General features: G+C 59.0%; 19 protein-coding genes. 13 read left to right on the top strand and 6 right to left on the bottom strand.

Annotated elements, in window-relative coordinates; translation table 11 throughout:
- Positions 1–8: 8 nt before the first annotated feature.
- From metQ to metN, 3 genes are read right to left on the bottom strand one after another with little or no spacing between them, the layout of a single operon-like run.
- Positions 9–809 (bottom strand): methionine ABC transporter substrate-binding lipoprotein MetQ, encoded by an 801-nt coding sequence (gene metQ, locus G5367_RS18430; RefSeq protein ID WP_005349258.1) that lies wholly within the window; start codon positions 807–809, stop codon positions 9–11.
- A 25-nt stretch (positions 810–834) separates the two neighbouring features.
- Positions 835–1,488, bottom strand: a complete 654-nt coding sequence (locus G5367_RS18425) for a methionine ABC transporter permease (protein WP_005339070.1) — start codon at positions 1,486–1,488, stop codon at positions 835–837.
- Positions 1,469–2,512 carry a methionine ABC transporter ATP-binding protein MetN gene (metN, locus tag G5367_RS18420; RefSeq protein WP_181269932.1) on the bottom strand — a complete coding sequence of 348 codons (1,044 nt, stop codon included), beginning with the start codon at positions 2,510–2,512 and terminating at the stop codon, positions 1,469–1,471. Before metN ends, G5367_RS18425 begins: the two co-directional genes overlap by 20 nt.
- A 505-nt stretch (positions 2,513–3,017) precedes the next feature.
- Between metN and G5367_RS18415 the strand changes: the two genes are divergently transcribed.
- The gene (locus G5367_RS18415; RefSeq protein ID WP_421244815.1) at positions 3,018–3,473 is read left to right on the top strand and encodes a hypothetical protein; all 456 of its coding nucleotides are present in this window, start codon (positions 3,018–3,020) and stop codon (positions 3,471–3,473) included.
- A gap of 100 nt (positions 3,474–3,573) precedes the next feature.
- On the opposite strand, the gene ppgK is transcribed toward G5367_RS18415, so the two are convergent.
- Positions 3,574–4,317, bottom strand: coding sequence for a polyphosphate--glucose phosphotransferase (gene ppgK, locus G5367_RS18410; RefSeq protein ID WP_421244814.1), 744 nt, complete (start codon positions 4,315–4,317; stop codon positions 3,574–3,576).
- Between the two features lie 109 nt (positions 4,318–4,426).
- Positions 4,427–5,581 (bottom strand): tRNA epoxyqueuosine(34) reductase QueG, encoded by a 1,155-nt coding sequence (queG, locus tag G5367_RS18405; protein ID WP_421244813.1) that lies wholly within the window; start codon positions 5,579–5,581, stop codon positions 4,427–4,429.
- A 60-nt stretch (positions 5,582–5,641) separates the two neighbouring features.
- Here queG and G5367_RS18400 point away from each other — a divergent pair, with 60 nt between their 5' ends.
- The 11 genes from G5367_RS18400 to G5367_RS18350 all read left to right on the top strand — a co-directional run bounded on the left by G5367_RS18400 (position 5,642) and on the right by G5367_RS18350 (position 16,429).
- Entirely contained in the window at positions 5,642–7,153 is a 1,512-nt protein-coding gene (locus G5367_RS18400; protein WP_421244812.1) for an NAD(P)H-hydrate dehydratase, read from the top strand.
- Positions 7,154–7,163: 10 nt separating this feature from the next.
- A complete protein-coding gene (tsaE, locus tag G5367_RS18395) occupies positions 7,164–7,637 on the top strand; it encodes a tRNA (adenosine(37)-N6)-threonylcarbamoyltransferase complex ATPase subunit type 1 TsaE (RefSeq protein ID WP_005339056.1) in 474 nt (157 codons plus the stop codon).
- Positions 7,638–7,660: 23 nt separating this feature from the next.
- Positions 7,661–9,352, top strand: coding sequence for an N-acetylmuramoyl-L-alanine amidase (locus tag G5367_RS18390; RefSeq protein ID WP_421244839.1), 1,692 nt, complete (start codon positions 7,661–7,663; stop codon positions 9,350–9,352).
- Positions 9,353–9,368: 16 nt separating this feature from the next.
- Complete coding sequence (locus G5367_RS18385) at positions 9,369–9,527, top strand: hypothetical protein (RefSeq protein WP_202411275.1); 159 nt, start codon at positions 9,369–9,371, stop codon at positions 9,525–9,527.
- Positions 9,528–9,530: 3 nt separating this feature from the next.
- The gene (gene mutL / locus G5367_RS18380) at positions 9,531–11,399 is read left to right on the top strand and encodes a DNA mismatch repair endonuclease MutL (RefSeq protein WP_421244810.1); all 1,869 of its coding nucleotides are present in this window, start codon (positions 9,531–9,533) and stop codon (positions 11,397–11,399) included.
- Positions 11,389–12,318: a tRNA (adenosine(37)-N6)-dimethylallyltransferase MiaA gene (gene miaA, locus G5367_RS18375; RefSeq protein ID WP_421244809.1), complete on the top strand. Its 930-nt coding sequence runs from the start codon at positions 11,389–11,391 to the stop codon at positions 12,316–12,318. Before mutL ends, miaA begins: the two co-directional genes overlap by 11 nt.
- Before the next feature lie 72 nt (positions 12,319–12,390).
- On the top strand, positions 12,391–12,654 hold the full coding sequence (gene hfq / locus G5367_RS18370) for an RNA chaperone Hfq (RefSeq protein ID WP_216980178.1): 264 nt from the start codon (positions 12,391–12,393) through the stop codon (positions 12,652–12,654).
- A 63-nt stretch (positions 12,655–12,717) separates the two neighbouring features.
- Positions 12,718–14,004, top strand: coding sequence for a ribosome rescue GTPase HflX (hflX, locus tag G5367_RS18365; protein ID WP_005339043.1), 1,287 nt, complete (start codon positions 12,718–12,720; stop codon positions 14,002–14,004).
- A 91-nt stretch (positions 14,005–14,095) separates the two neighbouring features.
- Positions 14,096–15,247, top strand: a complete 1,152-nt coding sequence (gene hflK, locus G5367_RS18360; RefSeq protein ID WP_421244808.1) for an FtsH protease activity modulator HflK — start codon at positions 14,096–14,098, stop codon at positions 15,245–15,247.
- 3 nt (positions 15,248–15,250) lie between these two features.
- Positions 15,251–16,135 carry a protease modulator HflC gene (gene hflC / locus G5367_RS18355; protein WP_005339038.1) on the top strand — a complete coding sequence of 295 codons (885 nt, stop codon included), beginning with the start codon at positions 15,251–15,253 and terminating at the stop codon, positions 16,133–16,135.
- A gap of 105 nt (positions 16,136–16,240) precedes the next feature.
- Positions 16,241–16,429: a DUF2065 domain-containing protein gene (locus G5367_RS18350; RefSeq protein ID WP_100646711.1), complete on the top strand. Its 189-nt coding sequence runs from the start codon at positions 16,241–16,243 to the stop codon at positions 16,427–16,429.
- An 81-nt stretch (positions 16,430–16,510) separates the two neighbouring features.
- On the opposite strand, the gene ispB is transcribed toward G5367_RS18350, so the two are convergent.
- Entirely contained in the window at positions 16,511–17,482 is a 972-nt protein-coding gene (ispB, locus tag G5367_RS18345; protein WP_019444890.1) for an octaprenyl diphosphate synthase, read from the bottom strand.
- A 242-nt stretch (positions 17,483–17,724) separates the two neighbouring features.
- Here ispB and rplU point away from each other — a divergent pair, with 242 nt between their 5' ends.
- Positions 17,725–18,036, top strand: a complete 312-nt coding sequence (gene rplU / locus G5367_RS18340) for a 50S ribosomal protein L21 (protein ID WP_005304210.1) — start codon at positions 17,725–17,727, stop codon at positions 18,034–18,036.

Genomic DNA, 18,036 nt, shown 5'->3' with positions numbered 1-18,036 from the left:
GTGAGCAATTACCAACCTTTGACCAGGCCGCCTTTGAACAGCTCCAACCCTTTCTTGTAGACGTCATCGGTCTGGAAAGACTGTACGAACTGTTTGACCTTCTCGTCATCCTTGTTGTTGTCGCGGGCGACGATCAGGTTGACGTAGGGGGACTCTTTGTCTTCAACAAACAGGCCGTTTTCGGTCGGGGTCAGGCCAATCTGGCCGGCGAAGGTGTTGTTGATGATGGCCAAGTCCACGTCTTCCAGTGAGCGCGGCAGCTGGGCTGCTTCCAGCTCGACAATCTTGAAGTTGCGCGGGTTGCTGGCGATATCCAGCACGGTGGCTTCCAGACCGGCGCCATCCTTCAGGGTGATCAGACCCTGTTTGGCCAGCAGGATCAGGGAGCGGCCCAGGTTGGTCGGATCGTTCGGTACCGCGATCTGGGCGCCATCTTGCAGCTCGCTCAGCGCCTTGATCTTCTTGGAGTAACCGGCGATCGGGTAGACGAAGGTGTTGCCAACCGGCACCAGCTTGAAGCCGCGATCACGTACTTGCGCATCCAGATAGGGTTTGTGCTGGAAGGCGTTGACGTCGATGCTGCCATCGTTCAGCGCCACGTTCGGGGTGACGTAGTCGGAGAAGTTGACCACCTCGACTGTCAGACCGTATTTCTCTTTGGCTACTTTGGCAGCCACTTCAACCAGTTCGGTCTCGGGGCCAGCAATAGCGCCCACTTTCAGAACCTTGCTCTCTTCTTTTTGACCGCAACCGGCCAGAACCAGACCAGCCAGCAGGGCAGCCGCAACGGATTTGATGCCAAATTTCATAAAACCTCCTGTCAGAAATCGACGATTAACGATGATCACATTTGTTGACCAGGCGCTCACCCGCGCTCTGGATAAGTTGAACCAGTACTACCAGGATAACCACGGTCACCAGCATGACGGTCGGGTCAAAGCGCTGATAACCATAACGAATACCCACATCCCCCAGACCACCGCCACCGATGGCCCCGGCCATGGCCGAGTAGTTCACCAGAGTGACAAGGGTAATGGTGACACTGTTGAGGATGCCGGGCAGGGCCTCGGGCAGCAGCACCTTGGTGATGATTTGCAACGGCTTGGCGCCCATCGCCTTGGCCGCTTCCAGCAGGCCGTCCGGCACTTCCATCAGGGCCCCTTCCACCAGACGGGCAATGAAAGGGATGCAACCAACTGTCAGCGGCACGATGGCAGCGATGGTGCCGATACTGGTGCCGACAATCAGCCGGGTCAGCGGAATGATGGCGACCAGCAGGATGATAAAGGGCACCGAGCGACCCACGTTGACCACCATACCCAGAGTACGGTTGAGCAAGGGGTTGGCCAGGATCTGGCCAGCCTTGGTCACATGCAGTGCCACGCCGAGCGGCAGACCCAGCAGGCAGCCGAACAGAGCGGAGGCAAACACCATGATCAGGGTGTCGCCCAGGGCCGTGATGAGCAGATTAATCATGGCTTCGGACATAACCCATTACCTCCAGCTGAATGTGGTTGTCGATAAGGAACTGCTGGGTCGCCTCACACTGGGCTTCATCCCCGAACAGCTCGGCCAGCAGGAAACCAAATTTGACGCCACCGGCGTATTCGATGTCTGCGCTCAGAATGCTGATGTCGATATTGAAGCGGCGGCTCGCCTCGGAAATCAACGGCGTATCGACCGTGCTGCCGGTAAAGCCGAGCTTCACCAGTGGGTAGCTGCCCGGCACCCGCTCCGCACTCATCCGATCCTGATACTCCTGCGGTACCTCCAGATGGATGGTGGAGTGGATAAAGTCACGGGCCAGCTGGGTCTTGGCGTTGCTGAAGAACCAGGCCACTTCGCCCTGTTCGATCAGACGGCCGTCGCTGATGATGGCCACTTCGTCACAGATCCCTTTCACCACATCCATCTCGTGGGTGATGAGCAGGATGGTGAGCCCCAGCTTGACGTTGATCTCCTTGAGCAGGGTCAGGATCGAGCGGGTGGTCTGCGGGTCGAGAGCAGAGGTGGCCTCGTCACAAAGCAGTACCTTGGGGGCCGGTGCCAGTGCGCGGGCAATCGCGACGCGCTGTTTCTGACCGCCAGAAAGCTCGGACGGATAGGCCTGGGCACGGGCTTCCAGCCCGACCAGTGCCAGCAGCTCGGCAACCCGTTGCTGGATCTTCTCTTTGCTCCAGCCCGCCAGCTCCAGCGGAAAGGCGATGTTGGCGGAGACGGTGCGGGAGGCCAGCAGGTTGAAGTGTTGGAAAATCATCCCGATCTGGCGGCGAGCCTGGGTCAGATCCCGTTCGCTCAGGGCGACCAGATCCTGGCCATCAACGATGACTTGACCCTCTGTCGGGCGCTCCAGCAGGTTGACACAACGAATGAGGGTACTCTTGCCGGCACCTGAGGCACCGATCACCCCGAAAATTTTGCCTTGGGGTACATGCAGACTCACATCACGCAGGGCGTGCACGGCGTCACTGCCTGTACCGTAGACTTTGTTGAGACCGATCAACTTAATCATGGATTCTTCCGTGCTAACAGCCTTAAAGCACAGGGCGCTACAGGCGGGGAAATTGGGCAGAGGTTCCACTGGGTAGCTCTGTCATCATGGAGGATGATGCTAAGATGTCCGGATGGCTGTGTCAATGAATGTTTTTACGTCTAGACGTCTAAAAAAGTAATAAGTATTTCTGTCAGGCGGATAACGATCAGGATGGTATTGTTGCTCTTCCAGATCCTGTTTCGTCCCTACCGCACATGGCCGAATTAAAGATGGTTTATGCCGGGGAAATTCTGGTTTTATTAGTGTGCCAGCCCGTTTCTGTTCACATCTGCTGTCGAGTTTAATGCTCCTCCATCGTTACACAAATTGCTGCACAAATCGTTCCCTATTCGTGACCGGATCACCTGGTAGCCACTTTGTCGGCGTCAACCTTGATGCAGCGCAAGGAGGGCACGGATAGGGATTGGGTCAGTGGCGCCGGTTTTTTATACTGATGATGTCGACAAGCATGGAGGGCAGTGCGATGAGATTCCAACAGCTCAAAGAGTTGCTGCACTATCTTGAACAGGTGCATCACCAGCTCGGCCTTTGTTACCGGCGTTTGAGCAACCAGGTGGATAGCGAGCGCAGCCGGATGTTGCTGGTCTATCTGCAAGGGCGTGAGGATGCGGCCAGTGCCCATCTGCACGAATATGCCGTTCAGCTGGGAGAGGCGGTCAGGGAAACCTGGCTGGAGCAGGGTTTTAGCGAGGATATGCTGCCTGCCATTACCGGTTGCGAGCTGCCAGCCTCGGCTCAAACCGGGGAGATCCTTGCGCTGGTTTGTCGCTGGGAGGAGCAGCTGGTCGGTGAGTTGGGTCATCTGGCTCGGGAGTGTCCGACGCCTGCTACTGCAACCATGCTCGACAATCTGGCTGCGTTGGAACAGACGCGCCTGCACCGTCTGGTGCATGGGGTGCATCGGCTTGATGATATGTAGGAAACCGGAAGGATTGGTACGCAGATAAAAAGAAGGGCTCGGCAGCCATGCCGGGCCCTTCTTTTATAGGAGGGTTATAAGGGACTGTGTTGCTGGGCAATCAGCTCTGATGCCGTTCGGCTGCGTAGAGAGCGGCTCCGATAATACCTGCCTGATTGAGGCTGGCCGCCGGAATCAGCGGTGCCCGGGTCTCGATGCGATCGACAAATTTATCCAGCTTGGCGGCGCTGCCTCCCCCCAGAATGAAGAGGTCGGGGGAGAAGAGAAACTCGAGGCGGGCCAGATACTTGTTGAAGCGCTTGCCCCAGCGGTTCCAGGAGAGATCTTCCCGTTTGCGCACCGCATCGGAGCAGTAGTGCTCGGCGACCATTCCTTCCAGCATCAGGTGACCCAGCTCGGTGTTGGGCAGCAGATGGCCGTTGACGAAGATGGCGGTGCCGATACCGGTGCCGACCGTGATGAGGATGATGACCCCCTTGCGATCTTTACCTGCGCCAAAGCGCATCTCGGCCAGACCCGCTGCATCGGCATCGTTCAGCACATAGCAGGGTTTGCCGGTGACATCGGCAAACAGATGTTCGGCATCGGTCTCAATCCAGCTCTTGTCGATGTTGGCGGCACTCTTGGCAACCCCGTTGTGGATGGTGGCTGGAAAACCGCAGCCCACCGGCCCTATCCAGTCGAAGTGTTCGACCAGTGCCTTGAGGGTATGGGCGATGGCGGCCGGTGTGGCCGGTTGCGGTGTGGCAATGCGATGACGCTCGCCGATCAGTTCGCCTGTTTCGGTGTCGACCAGGCAACCCTTGATCCCCGAGCCTCCAATATCCACTCCCAACATTTGCATCTGTAATGTCCTTTTAGTGTGCCGACTATGTTGTTTTGATCGCAGTGTTGATCACGACGGGTCGGCAGAGCATGAAAAAAGTGCTGCAATCCGGCAAGGGGCAGATCACTTATGCGTGATCCGGCAAACCTTTTTCGATGCAGCGGATCAGCAAACGGGTTTTCTTGTTCTCCTCATCCTGACGCAGCGCCAGGGTGGCCAGCGCCCATTCGATATGTTCGGCCACCATAGGCTCGGCGGTGGTCAGTCCCAGTTGCAGGGCGGCGATCACCTCGGGGGTCGCCGGGCCGTTGCCAAGGGCTACCGCCAGATTGCGGCGCCAGCGTTGATAGCCGATGCGGCGGATCGGGCTCCCCTCGGTATGTTTGAGGAACTCGGCCTCGCTCCAGCACCACAGCGCCAGCAGGGGCGGTCGGTGCAGGCTGGGGCGCGGGCTGAAGTCGGGTTCCGGGCTGGCATCTGCGTAGCGATTCCAGGGGCAGATAAGCTGGCAGTCGTCGCAGCCGTAGATGCGGTTGCCCATCAGGGGCCTGAACTCTTCCGGAATAGGGCCGTCATTCTCGATGGTGAGATAGGAGATGCAGCGGCGGCCATCCACCACATAGGGGGCGACAATGGCGCCGGTCGGGCAGATGTTGATGCAGGCGACGCACTTGCCGCACTGCTCCTTCTCCACTGGCTGGTCGAGCGGCAGCGGCAGGTTGAGCAACAGCTCACCGAGAAAGAAGAAGGAGCCGGCCGATTCGTTGAGCAGCAGTGAGTGTTTGCCAACCCAGCCGAGGCCAGCCTTGGCTGCCAGCGGCCGCTCGAGGATGGGGGCAGAGTCGACGAAGGGGCGCCACTCACCCAAGGTATCTTCGGTGCCTTGAAACAGCTCGGCGCAGCGCGCTTCGATGCGATCACCCAGCTGTTTGAGCCGGTTGCGCAGCACCTTGTGATAGTCGCGGCCGAGGGCATAGCGGCTGATATAGCCGAGGGCCGGATCGCGCAGGGTGGCGGCAAAACCCGCCTCGAACGGCAGGTAGTTCATCCGCACCGACAACACCCGCACCGTGCCCGGCAGCAGCTCGTGGGGGCGCGCGCGCATCATGCCGTGGCGCGCCATGTAATCCATGCTGCCGTGATAGCCCGCATCCAGCCAGGCCTGCAATCTCGGCTCTTCGATACGCAGATCGGTGTCGGTGATGCCCGCCTGGTCAAAACCTAGCTCCCGTGCCCAGAGCTTGATATCGTGGGCCAGCTGGTGGAAGTCAGGTGCGCTCATGCGGCTTGGCCTGGCCGGTGTTTGCTGGCGTGGGTCGATTGATAAGAGGCGGGAGCCGTCATGGTAGAGATCATCAGGGGCGCGTTGGGCACAAAAGAGGGGAGCAGTTTACCACAGGGGTTGTGGCAGACTGAACAGATCCGCGCACTGGAGCGCAACTGGGCCGCGCGTGAGGGGCAACCTCTCTATGCCCTGATGGAGCGAGCCGGTGCCGCGCTGCGTACTTATGCCACCCTGCATTGGCCCGACAGTCGCTGCTGGTGGATTTTCGTCGGCCCCGGTAATAACGGCGGTGATGGCTATGTGCTGGCCCGCCTTGCCCGCCAGATTGGCATCGAGGTGGTGGTGATTGCCGCCAGGGCACCCGACCAGCTGAAGGGGGATGCCAGACGGGCCGCCGATGAGTGGCTGGCGGCCGGTGGCCGGGTCTGGCTGGCCGAGCAGTTTGATAAGGACCAGCACACCACCCCGGATCTGGTGGTCGATGCCCTGCTTGGCACCGGCGTCAACACGTCCCTCTCGCCACTACTGACAAAGATCGTCGCAACAATCAATGGCTTGGCTGTGCCCGTGCTGGCGGTGGATCTCCCCTCCGGCCTCAACGGCGATACCGGCCGTGCCATGGGGGCCGTGGTGCAGGCCACTCGCACCCTCACCTTTATCGGTATCAAGCAGGGAATGCTCACCGGCGACGGGGTGGATTGTGTCGGCCAGCTCGACTGTGATCCCCTAGGCGTGACGCCTGATGAAGCTATGCTGCCCGCCGCCTGGCGTATCGATTATCCACTGCTCAGCGCGCAGCTGACCCCGCGTCCGCGCGCTTCCCACAAGGGTTCTTATGGCAAGGTACTGCTGGTGGGGGGCAATCGCGGCATGCAGGGGGCCATCGTGTTGGCGGCCCGCGCCTGCCTGTGGGCGGGGGCTGGGCTGGTGCGGGTGTGTCAGCATCCGGAGCATCCGCCGGTCAGTCTTTATCAACCCGAACTAATGAGTCTTATCACCGCTGATGACGAGGGATGGGCGTCGGTGCGGGTCATTGGCCCCGGGCTCGGTCAGGATGATTGGGGAAGGGGGCAAATTGCCCGTTATCTCACCGATCGGTTGCCATTGGTTTTGGACGCCGATGGATTGAATTGGCTGGCGCAATCTCCCCGCCATCAGGATAATTGGGTGCTCACGCCCCATCCCGGCGAAGCTGCGCGACTGCTGGGATGCTCCATTGCCGACATTGAAACCGACCGGTTTGCCGCCGTGCAGGCGCTGCAGCGGCGTTATGGCGGTGTGGTGTTGTTAAAAGGAGCGGGAACACTTATTTATGACGGCGAGCGGGTCGCTCTCTGTTGTGAAGGCAATCCCGGCATGGCAAGTGGCGGCATGGGCGATCTGTTATCTGGTATAATCGCCGCCCTTTTGGCCCAGGGCTGGTCTGCCACCATGGCAAGCTGGCTGGGCGCCGTGATCCACGGCGAGGCTGCAGATCAGGCCGCAGCTGACGGCGAGCGGGGCATGCTGGCGTCAGACTTGCTGCCGCTGATCCGCAAACTGGTTAATCCCGACACCATTACAAGTTAAAAAGAAGAACATGGCAAAACAGTTGATGATGACACTGCCGGACGAGGCAGCAACCGTGGCACTGGGTGGCCGTCTGGCACAGGCCTGCCAGCAGGCGACTACAGTGTTTTTGCATGGCACGCTTGGCGCCGGTAAAACCACCCTTACCCGCGGCTGGGTGCAGGGCCTTGGCCATCAGGGCAAGGTAAAAAGCCCGACTTACACTCTGGTCGAGCCCTACGAACTCGATGGCTGGCAGGTCTACCATTTCGATCTCTATCGCCTGGCTGATCCGGAAGAGCTGGAATTCATGGGCATTCGGGACTATTTTGCCGCCAATACACTCTGTCTGGTGGAGTGGTCCGAGAAGGGCGAGGGCTGGTTACCGGCCCCAGACCTGGAAATTACCCTCACCTATGTAGGCGAGCAGCGCGAGGTTCTGATAGAGGCTCGCACTGCTATTGGCGAAGCCATTCTGGAACGGTTGTCATCTACGTGCGCTTGATCCTTGTTATTGCTCTCTCCTTGATGGCGCTCCCCTCCTGGGCAAATCAGCTCAAGAGTGTGCGAATCTGGCCATCACCGGATAATACCCGGGTGGTGCTCGATATGAGCAGTGCCCCCAACTACAACTACTTCACCCTGGCTGGCCCCGATAGATTGGTGATCGATCTGAAAGGGGCGAGCAACGCTGCCAATCTGGCCCGGGTCGAGAACAACAGCGAGCTGGTGCGCAAGATACGTGAGAGCACTCCGCTGGAGAAGGGTGGCCTGCGGCTGGTACTGGATCTCAGCTCCGCCATCACGCCGGTGGTCTTTCCGCTGGCACCAGCCGGGCCCTATGGTCACCGTCTGGTCATCGACCTTCCTTATGAAGAGAAGCGCTCGGCGGCAGCAGTGCAATCCACGCCCGTCGGTGGCAAGGGCAAGGGGGTGGTGATTGCCATCGACCCGGGCCACGGTGGGGAAGACCCGGGCTCCATCGGTCCACGTCGTACCTATGAGAAGCGAGTGACGCTGGCGGTCTCCCAGAAGCTGGCCGCGCTGATCGACCGCGAGCCGGGGATGCGCGCCGTGCTGACCCGTCGTGGCGACTATTTCGTCGACCTCAACAAGCGTTCCGAGATTGCCCGCAAGGCCAAGGCGGATCTGCTGGTGTCGGTCCATGCGGACAGCTTCCATAACTCTACTCCGCGTGGCGCCTCTGTCTGGGTCCTCTCGACCAACCGTGCCAACCGCGAGATGGGCAGCTGGCTGGAGAAGCAGGAGAAGCAGGGTGAGCTGCTGGGCGGGGTTGGCAAGGTATTGGCGGAATCCGATCCCAACCCCTATCTGGCGCAGACCTTCCTCGACCTCTCAATGGACAAGTCCCGTGCCGAAGGCTACGACGTCAGCCGTCAGATCCTGCGCTCGTTGGGCAAGGTTGCCCGACTGCACAAGAAGGCGCCGGAGCATGCCAGTCTGGCTGTGCTGAAGGCGCCGGATATTCCCTCGGTGCTGGTCGAAACCGGCTTTATTTCTAACCATGCGGAAGAGAAGCTGCTGGCCACCTCAAGCTATCAGGATCAGCTGGCCCGCGCCATTTTCGAGGGGATCCGCAACTATTACCGCGCCCACCCGACCAAGGGGGCCATGCTGACCGGCAAGGGACAGGCGAGCAGGCCTGCTGCGACCACTCGCTCTGCACAGGTAGCTTCGCAGCCGGTGAGCCAGCCCAAGCCGGTGCAGTCGCAGCCGGTGGTGACCAACAAGATGCCGGCTACAGTGCGTGACGGCGCTACTGCGACCGGTTCAGGTGCCGGTGTGATCAAACCCTACTCGGAGGCTGTGCAAGATTCTGGTGCGCCGGTCAGCAGTGTGGGGGACTATGACAAATCGCGGATGCTCCGCCATGTGGTCAAACGGGGCGAGAGCCTCTCTCGCCTTGCCGAGAAGCATGGGGTGAGTCAGTCCACCCTGGTCGAGATCAACCAGTTGCGCAGCAGGGATATCCAGATTGGTCAGACCATTTATATCCCCCAGCAGGGGCAGAGCCGCGCAGCTGCCCCCGTTCGCAGTGACGACAAGTCGCAGATGCTCCGCCATGTGGTCAAGCGGGGCGAGAGCCTCTCCCGCCTTGCCGAGAAGCATGGGGTGAGTCAGGCTCGGCTGGTGGAGATTAACAAACTCAAGTCACGGAATATTCAGGTCGGGCAAGTGCTCTACATTCCGCAAAACTGAGGCGCGCGAGCGGGCGATGCCGCTCCCGCTGTTAGCGAACACCATCAGCAAGATTGAAATTCAGGAGCAAGTGATGCCGATCCGTATATTGCCCCCTATCTTGGCCAACCAGATTCCGGTTGGTGGAGAGGTGGTGGAACGGCTCTCTATCCGCAAGATTGAAATTCAGGAGTAAATGATGCCGATCCGTATTTTGCCACCCATTCTGGCCAACCAGATTGCAGCCGGAGAGGTGGTGGAGCGGCCCTCTTCTGTGGTGAAAGAGCTGGTGGAGAACAGCCTGGATGCGGGGGCCGACCGGGTCGAGATCGACATCGACAAGGGGGGCGCCAAGCTGATCCGCATCCGTGACAACGGCTGCGGTGTCGCCAAAGATGAGCTGGTACTTGCGCTGTCGCGTCATGCAACCTCCAAGGTGGCCACGCTGGATGATCTGGAAGGGATCAACAGCCTCGGTTTTCGTGGCGAGGCGCTCGCCTCCATCAGCTCTGTCTCCCGTCTCACCTTCACCTCCCGCACCGCCGAGCAGTCCGAAGCCTGGCAAGCCCAGGCGGAAGGGCGCGAGATGAGCGTCACCATCAAGCCTGCGGCCCATCCGGTGGGCACCACGGTGGAGGTGGTGGATCTCTTCTTTAATACACCCGCGCGGCGCAAATTCATGCGCAGCGAAAAGACCGAGTTTGCCCATATTGACGAGCTGGTGCGCCGCATCGCGCTCTCCCGCTTCGATGCCACCCTGATCCTGCGCCACAACGGCAAGGTGGTGCGCCAGTACAAAGCCGCCAATACCGTGCCGGAGCAGGAGCGCCGCCTTGCCGCCGTCTGCGGAACCCCCTTCATGCACCATGTGCTGGCGGTGGAGAGCGAGCATAGCGACGTGCGTCTGTGGGGCTGGCTGGCAACCCCGGAGGGGGCAAGACCGCAGAACGACCTGCAATACACCTACGTCAACGGTCGGATGATGCGTGACAAGCTCATCAATCATGCCATTCGTCAGGCCTATGACGAGCTGCTGCCCGCTGACCGTTTTGCAGCCTATGTGCTCTATATCGAGCTGGATCCCCGTCAGGTGGATGTCAACGTCCACCCGGCCAAGCATGAGGTACGGTTTCATCAGGCGCGGTTGATCCACGACTTTATTTTTCAGGCGCTGTTTACTGCGCTGCGTCGCGAAGGGGTCAGCGCCGCTCATCAGGACACTCCGCTGGCCGAAACCCTGGTCGAGCTGCCGGTCAGCCCGCAGATCGAATATCCCGGTCAGGCTCCGCGTACCGAGTGGTACGGTGCCGAGCACAGCTACCGGGCACCTGCACAGGTGCGGGAAGGGAACGGTGGTGGTGCAGGCCGAGCCAGCAACTATCAACCGCCCGAGCCCCCAAGCCGGGAGGCGATGCGCGGCATGGGCGCTCTGCTCACTACGCTTCCTATCGCAGCTGAGGCTGCTCCTGCGCAGCCCACTGATCCAGTGCCGTCACCCAAACAGGGGGGATGTCGTGCCCTGACACTGGTGGAGCAGGCCTACCTGTTGATCGAGCGTGATAATCAGCTGGCGCTGCTCTCGCTGGTACGCGCCGAGCGGGTACTGCTGCGCCACTGGCTGCTGGAGACCTGGGGCCAGGGACTGGCTGCCCAGCCGCTGTTGCTGCCGGTCTCCTTCAAATTGCCGAAGAATTTGATCGCGCTGGTGACCGAGCAGGAACGTTTGCTGAAACGGATGGGGCTGGAGTTGAAAAGCGGGGGGCGCGACACCATGATCCTGACTCGGGTGCCGGCTCTGCTGCGCCAGACCGATCTGGTGCGTCTGTTACCCGAATTGCTGCAAATTATCGAGGGCGGATCTGACAGTGATGCTGGTCAGCAGGCTGAAGTATTATGCCAATGGCTGGTGGAGCAGGGGATAAGCCGCGAGAAGATATACGATTTTTCAACTGCCAGTCGTCTGCTGACGGAACTTGTGACCGATTTCAGTGACCAACTGGCAGACATTCGCATGGTGCGCCCCCTTTCGCTGGCGACCGTGCTGGAGGAGTTTGAACATGGCGAGTGACTTGCCGACCGCAATTTTTCTGATGGGGCCGACGGCCTCCGGCAAGACGGATCTCGCCATTGAACTGTGCCAGGCGCTGCCCTGCGACATCATCAGCGTCGATTCGGCGCTGATCTATCGCGGCATGGATATAGGTACGGCCAAGCCGACCGCCGATGAACTGGCACGGGCCCCGCACCGGCTGATCGACATTCTTGATCCCGCAGTGAGCTATTCTGCGGCCGATTTTTGCAAGGATGCCCTGCGGGAGATGAAAGAGATCGCCGATCGCGGCCGCATTCCGCTGCTGGTGGGCGGTACCATGCTCTATTTCAAGGCGTTGCTGGAGGGATTGTCTCCGCTGCCCTCCGCCGATCCCGCCATTCGAGCCGGGATTGAGGAAGAGGCTGCCCGCCTCAGTTGGCAGGCGCTGCACGATGAGCTGGTACGCATCGACCCGGTGGCCGGGGCGCGGATCCACCCCAATGATCCGCAGCGACTCTCTCGGGCGCTGGAGGTCTACCGCATCAGCGGCAAGACCCTTACCGAGCTGACGCAGGTGCAGGGGGAGGGCTTGCCCTATCGGGTGCTGCAGTTTGCCATCGCCCCGAGCGATCGTGCCTTGCTGCATCAGCGTATCGAACAGCGCTTTGACAAGATGCTGCAAGGTGGCTTTGAACAGGAGGTCCGTGCGCTGATGGCACGCGGCGATCTGACCCCGGATCTCCCCTCCATTCGCTGTGTGGGTTATCGCCAAATGTGGGACTACCTGTGCGGTGAAGTGGGGTATGATGAGATGCGTTATCGTGGCATTGTTGCCACACGCCAATTGGCAAAACGACAGATGACCTGGTTACGCGGCTGGCCCGACGTGACCTGGTTGGAATCTGGTGAGTCTGGCAATCTCGACCGCGTGCTTGCTCGCGCTGGTGCGGCTTGACACTCCCTGTATAATCAGGTTGTTATATTGATATTCGGTGTTTAAAAACAACAAACTATAAGGAAAAGAAAAATGGCTAAGGGGCAATCTCTCCAAGACCCGTTTTTGAATGCGCTGCGCCGTGAGCGGATTCCTGTTTCTATCTATTTGGTGAACGGCATCAAACTGCAAGGTCAGATCGAGTCTTTTGACCAGTTTGTTATCCTGCTGAAAAACACCGTGAGTCAGATGGTTTACAAGCACGCCATCTCGACTGTCGTACCGGCCCGTGCCGTTAATCATCACCAGCCCACTCCGGGTGGCGCGGCTGATGATCAGGGTGATGCCGAGGCGTGATATCCCTGGGCGAGTCGACTCGCCAACTCAGATTCATCATGATTCCTGTTAAGGAGCAAGCGCTTGTTTGACCGTTATGAAGCTGGCGAACAGGCCGTTCTGGTGCATGTCAACTTCAGTGATGAGGGTGAGCGGGAGGATCTGGAAGAGCTCAAAATGTTGGTGAGCTCGGCCGGAGTCAATGCGCTGGGGGTGATCACCACCAGTCGTAGTGCGCCCAGCGCCAAATTTTTTGTCGGCAGCGGCAAGGCTGAAGAGATTGCGTCTCAAGTCCAGATGCTGGATGCCGACGTCGTTATCTTCAACCATGCCCTGACCCCTGCCCAGGAGCGCAATCTGGAGCGTCTGTTCCAGTGCCGAGTGGTGGACCGAACCGGCCTGATCCTCGATATCTTTGCCCAGCGCGCCCGAACCCATGAAGGTAAACTGCAGGTCGAACTGGCCCAGTTGCGCCATCTTTCCACTCGTCTGGTGCGAGGCTGGACCCACCTTGAGCGTCAAAAGGGCGGGATTGGTCTGCGTGGTCCGGGTGAAACCCAGCTTGAAACTGACCGACGTCTGCTGCGGGAACGCATCAAGGCGATTTTGCGTCGGCTCGACAAGGTGGCCAAGCAGCGGGAGCAGGGACGCCGCGCCCGCAACCGCAACGAAGTGCCGACGGTGTCACTGGTTGGTTATACCAACGCCGGAAAGTCCACTTTGTTCAACCAACTTACAGCTGCCAGCGTGTATGCTGCCGACCAATTGTTCGCAACTCTGGATCCTACCCTGCGTAAACTGGTGATCCGGGATGTGGGTGATGTGATTTTGGCGGATACAGTTGGATTTATTCGACACTTGCCCCATGATCTGGTCGCGGCCTTCAAGGCGACCCTGCAGGAGACCCGTGAAGCGGATCTGCTGTTGCATGTGGTGGACTGTGCCGATGAGCAGATGCAGGAGAATATCGACTCCGTGCAGCAGGTATTGGCCGAGATTGAAGCCGATGACAGGCCCCAGCTGATGATCTGCAACAAGATTGACAAGCTGGCGGATCGTCCGGCAGGTCTGGAGCGAGATGACGAGGGGCGCCCGTTGCGCGTCTGGTTGTCGGCCCAGACTGGTGAAGGTTGTGAGCATCTGTTTACGGCGCTGACCGAATTGCTGGCTGGCTCCATGGTGCATCACACCCTGCAGTTGCCTCCTTCTGCCGCGAGATTGCGCAGTGCGCTCTATCAGCTGAAAGGGATTGAGCAGGAAGGTTTTAGCGAGGAGGGTGATTTCGTGCTGGAAGTCCGCTTGCAAGTGGCCGACTGGAACCGCCTCGTGAAACAGGAAGGTGAGAGTTTACAACGCTTTATCAGGCATTGATTCGTCGATGAAGATGAACCCTTAGGGGCTTCTCAACGTATGATGGCCCGATAGAGATGATATCCATCCGCATGTATTAATGGAGACGCTGATGGCTTGGAATGAGCCTGGTAACAACGGCAAAGACCGTGACCCTTGGGGGAATAACGGCAAGAATCAGGGACCCCCTGATCTGGATGAAATGCTGCGCAAAGTGAGTCGCCGTTTCGGTGGCTTGTTTGGTGGCGGCAAATCTGGCGGCGATGTAGGTCGCTTTGGTATCTCCATCGCGCTGGTTGTCGCTGTGGTGGTGTGGGTCGTCAGCGGCTTCTACACCATTCGCGAAGCGGAGCGTGGTGCCGTGCTGCGGTTTGGCAAGTTTTCCCATATTGTCGAGCCGGGCCTGCGCTGGAAGCCGACCTTTATCGATCAGGTGATCCCGGTGGACGTCGAGTCCGTGCGCTCCCTGCCTGCCTCCGGCTTCATGTTGACTCAGGATGAGAACGTGGTACGAGTCGAGATGGACGTGCAGTACCGTGTGGTCAATCCCGAGCAGTATCTGTTCAGCGTGACCAATGCCGACGAGAGTCTGGGTCAGGCCACCGATAGCGCCCTGCGCTATGTAGTGGGTCATACCCGGATGGATGACGTGCTGACTACCGGTCGTGAGAAGGTGCGTCAGGAAACCTGGCAGGTGATCGATGGCATCATCGAGCCTTACCAGATGGGCCTGCAGATCGTCGACGTCAACTTCCTGCCGGCGCGTCCGCCGGAAGAGGTAAAAGATGCCTTTGATGACGCCATCGCCGCTCAGGAAGATGAACAGCGCTTCATTCGTGAAGCAGAAGCCTATGCCCGTGAAGTGGAGCCGAAGGCCCGTGGTCAGGTGAAGCGTCTGGAGCAGGAAGCGGAAGCTTACAAATCCCAGATCGTGTTGAAAGCCCAGGGTGAAGTTGCTCGCTTCAACGAGCTGCTGCCCCAGTATCTGGCTGCCCCCGAGCTGACCCGTGAGCGTATCTATCTGGAAACGATGGAAGAGCTCTATCAGCAGGCCAACAAGGTGGTGGTCGACATGCCGGCTGGCAACAACAGCATGATCTACCTGCCGCTCGACAAGCTGTCTGGCAAGCCGAAGGCTGCCCAGCCTGATCGTGCCACTGTCGCCCCGGTCACAGAGCAGGTCCCCGTTTCCAACGAGGGTGCCAACTCTACGCCGACAATGCCGCTGCGTAGCGGTGACCGCTTCAGCTCAGGGAGAAACTGATAGATGAAAAAGCTAGCTATTGGTGCAATCGCTGTCGCGGCCATGGTCTGCTTCTCCTCTGTCTTTATCGTTGATGAAGGTCAGAAGGGGATTGTGGTGCAGTTTGGCAAGGTGAAGCGGGTTGACTCCGGTGAACCCCGCCTCTATGAGCCGGGCCTGCATTTCAAGGTGCCGCTCATCGACCAGGTTCGCAAGATGGATGCCCGCATCCAGACCATTGACAGCCAGGCCGACCGTTTTGTCACCTCCGAGAAGAAAGACCTGATCATCGACTCCTACGTGAAGTGGAAGATCGAGGACTTCTCCAAGTACTACCTGGCAACTGGTGGCGGTAACAAGTTGCAGGCCGAGGATCTGCTCAAGCGCAAGATCAACAACGGTCTGCGTTCCGAGATTGGTAACCGCACCATCAAGGACATCGTCTCCGGTGAGCGTAGTACCGTGATGGAAGATGCCCTGAAGAAGATGGCGCGCTCCTCCGAGCTCGGCATCAAGGTGGTGGATGTGCGGATCAAGCAGATCAACCTGCCGGTGGAAGTCTCCAACTCCATCTACCAGCGGATGCGTGCCGAACGTACCGCTGTGGCCCGTGAGCACCGCTCTCAGGGTCGCGAGAAGGCTGAAATCCTGCGTGCCGATATCGACCGCAAGGTAACCGTCATGATCGCCGACGCCGAGAGTAACGCTCGCCAGCTGCGCGGTGAAGGGGATGCGGAAGCTGCCAAGATCTATGCCGACAGCTACAAGAAAGACCCCGAGTTTTTCAGCTTCGTGCGTAGCATGGAGGCCTATCGCAAGAGCTTTGCCGGTGGCAACGACCTGATGGTGTTGAAGCCGGACAGCGAGTTCTTCCGTTACCTCAAGTCTCCTCACGGCACCAAGCAGTAATCGCCACGAGGTCACATTCAAAGGGTCTGCATTGTCAGACCCTTTTGTTTTTGGTGCCAATGCCAGCCGTCGACCCAGGAGGCTGGTTGCATTGAAGGAGGTCAGATGCTGACATCCATGCTGATGGGGTTGGGATTGCTGCTGTTGTTCGAGGGGCTAGGCCCGCTGTTGATGCCCAGGGCATGGCAGCAGATGTTACGGCTGCTGAGCGATCAGCCACCGGAGCAGTTGCGCCGTATCGGCGGCTCGCTAGTGGTTGCGGGTTGCATGATCCTCTGGATGCTGAGTCGCTGAGTTTGGCGAAATGCACTGTCCAGCAGATAGCAGACAATAAAAAAGAGGCCGAAGGCCTCTTTTTTCATGCATGTCGTTTACTCAGGCACTGCGCTGCACGGCCATGTGGGCCAGTGTTTCCAGCGCCTGTTTGTGCGGGGAGTCAGGCAGGATGGCGAGGGCGGCAATGGCCTTGTCGGCCTCTTCCCTGGCACGCATGCGGGAGTACTCCAGCGCGCCAGTGCGGTCGAGAATGCCAAGGATCTGCTCAAGATGCTCCATGCCGTTGCGGTGCTCGATGGCATCGCGTACCAGCTGGCGCTCTTCCGGCGTACCCACTTCCATGGCGCGCAGCAGCGGCAGGGTCGGTTTGCCTTCGGCCAGATCGTCGCCGACGTTCTTGCCCATCTCTTCGCTCTGGGAGCAGTAATCCATCACATCATCGATGATCTGAAAGGCGGTACCCAGATACTTGCCGTAGTCGGTCATGGCCTGCTCGACGGGCTCGGGCTGATGGGTCAGCACGGCGGCGAGACGGGTGGCGGCCTCGAACAGCTTGGCGGTCTTGCAATAGATGACCGTCATGTAGCTCTCTTCGGTGGTATCCGGATCGTTGCAGTTCATCAACTGCAGCACTTCCCCTTCGGCGATGGTGTTGGTTGCATCCGAGAGGATCTCCATCACCCGCAGGTTGGAGAGTTCGGCCATCATCTGGAAGGAGCGGCTATAGAGGTAGTCACCGACCAGCACGCTGGCAGCATTGCCAAACATGGCGTTGGCGGTCTCCCGGCCACGGCGCAGGTCGGATTCGTCGACCACGTCGTCGTGCAGCAGGGTAGAGGTGTGAATGAATTCGATGATGGCGGCCAGTTTCAGGTGATCCTCACCTTCATAGCCCAGCGCACGCGCAGCCATCACGGTCAGCATGGGGCGCATCCGTTTCCCGCCGGCGCTGACAATGTAGAAACCCAGCTGATTGATCAGACTAACGTCGGACTGGAGTCGGGCCAGGATCAGTTCATTGACCGCCGTCATGTCGGCGGCACAGAGCGCACGGATAGTCTGTTGGTCCATAAGTCTCGTAACGTGACAGCAGCAATAACTGCGATTTTAGTAATGGCAGGGATTCTACACGATTTCACAATGGGTTACAGTTAGGCGTTTATCCACGGCGGCAGATATGCGCACAAAATAAACTTTTTGCGAAAATGGCCTTGCCTGAGCAGATCGATTTGCGTAGAATGCCCGCCCATTGTTATAGGTTTTTGCGCATGTCTAGCCTTGAGCAAAAGACATGCCTTTACGGAGTTAATCAAATGTACGCGGTATTCCAAAGCGGCGGAAAACAACACCGTGTGGCCGAAGGTCAAATCGTTCGTCTGGAAAAGCTGAACGTTGAGACTGGCGCTACCATCGACTTCAACGAAGTGCTGATGGTTGCTGCAGGCGACACTTTTAAAGTAGGTGCTCCTTTCGTTGAAGGTGGCAAGGTTGTAGCTGAAGTTGTGGCTCACGGCCGTGGCGAGAAAGTGACTATCGTCAAGTTCCGTCGTCGTAAGCACCACCGTAAGCAAGCGGGCCACCGTCAGTGGTTCACTGAAGTCAAAATCACTGGCATCAGCGCTTAA

The sequence above is a fragment of the Aeromonas sp. 604282 genome (assembly GCF_049170575.1).
GTDB lineage: Bacteria > Pseudomonadota > Gammaproteobacteria > Enterobacterales > Aeromonadaceae > Aeromonas > Aeromonas veronii_A.
Note: the sequence above shows the minus strand (reverse complement) of the source record. Positions and strands in the feature narration are given on the sequence as shown.

Coding starts and splice junctions, on each gene's coding strand:
- ppgK (WP_421244814.1), bottom strand. CDS start 4,317: ATGCAAATGTTGGGAGTGGATATTGGAGGCTCGGGGATCAAGGGTTGC.
- metQ (WP_005349258.1), bottom strand. CDS start 809: ATGAAATTTGGCATCAAATCCGTTGCGGCTGCCCTGCTGGCTGGTCTG.
- hflK (WP_421244808.1), top strand. CDS start 14,096: ATGGCTTGGAATGAGCCTGGTAACAACGGCAAAGACCGTGACCCTTGG.
- miaA (WP_421244809.1), top strand. CDS start 11,389: ATGGCGAGTGACTTGCCGACCGCAATTTTTCTGATGGGGCCGACGGCC.
- hfq (WP_216980178.1), top strand. CDS start 12,391: ATGGCTAAGGGGCAATCTCTCCAAGACCCGTTTTTGAATGCGCTGCGC.
- mutL (WP_421244810.1), top strand. CDS start 9,531: ATGCCGATCCGTATTTTGCCACCCATTCTGGCCAACCAGATTGCAGCC.
- tsaE (WP_005339056.1), top strand. CDS start 7,164: ATGGCAAAACAGTTGATGATGACACTGCCGGACGAGGCAGCAACCGTG.
- rplU (WP_005304210.1), top strand. CDS start 17,725: ATGTACGCGGTATTCCAAAGCGGCGGAAAACAACACCGTGTGGCCGAA.
- G5367_RS18385 (WP_202411275.1), top strand. CDS start 9,369: ATGCCGCTCCCGCTGTTAGCGAACACCATCAGCAAGATTGAAATTCAG.
- G5367_RS18390 (WP_421244839.1), top strand. CDS start 7,661: ATGGCGCTCCCCTCCTGGGCAAATCAGCTCAAGAGTGTGCGAATCTGG.
- G5367_RS18425 (WP_005339070.1), bottom strand. CDS start 1,488: ATGTCCGAAGCCATGATTAATCTGCTCATCACGGCCCTGGGCGACACC.
- G5367_RS18350 (WP_100646711.1), top strand. CDS start 16,241: ATGCTGACATCCATGCTGATGGGGTTGGGATTGCTGCTGTTGTTCGAG.
- G5367_RS18400 (WP_421244812.1), top strand. CDS start 5,642: ATGGTAGAGATCATCAGGGGCGCGTTGGGCACAAAAGAGGGGAGCAGT.
- queG (WP_421244813.1), bottom strand. CDS start 5,581: ATGAGCGCACCTGACTTCCACCAGCTGGCCCACGATATCAAGCTCTGG.
- metN (WP_181269932.1), bottom strand. CDS start 2,512: ATGATTAAGTTGATCGGTCTCAACAAAGTCTACGGTACAGGCAGTGAC.
- ispB (WP_019444890.1), bottom strand. CDS start 17,482: ATGGACCAACAGACTATCCGTGCGCTCTGTGCCGCCGACATGACGGCG.
- hflC (WP_005339038.1), top strand. CDS start 15,251: ATGAAAAAGCTAGCTATTGGTGCAATCGCTGTCGCGGCCATGGTCTGC.
- G5367_RS18415 (WP_421244815.1), top strand. CDS start 3,018: ATGAGATTCCAACAGCTCAAAGAGTTGCTGCACTATCTTGAACAGGTG.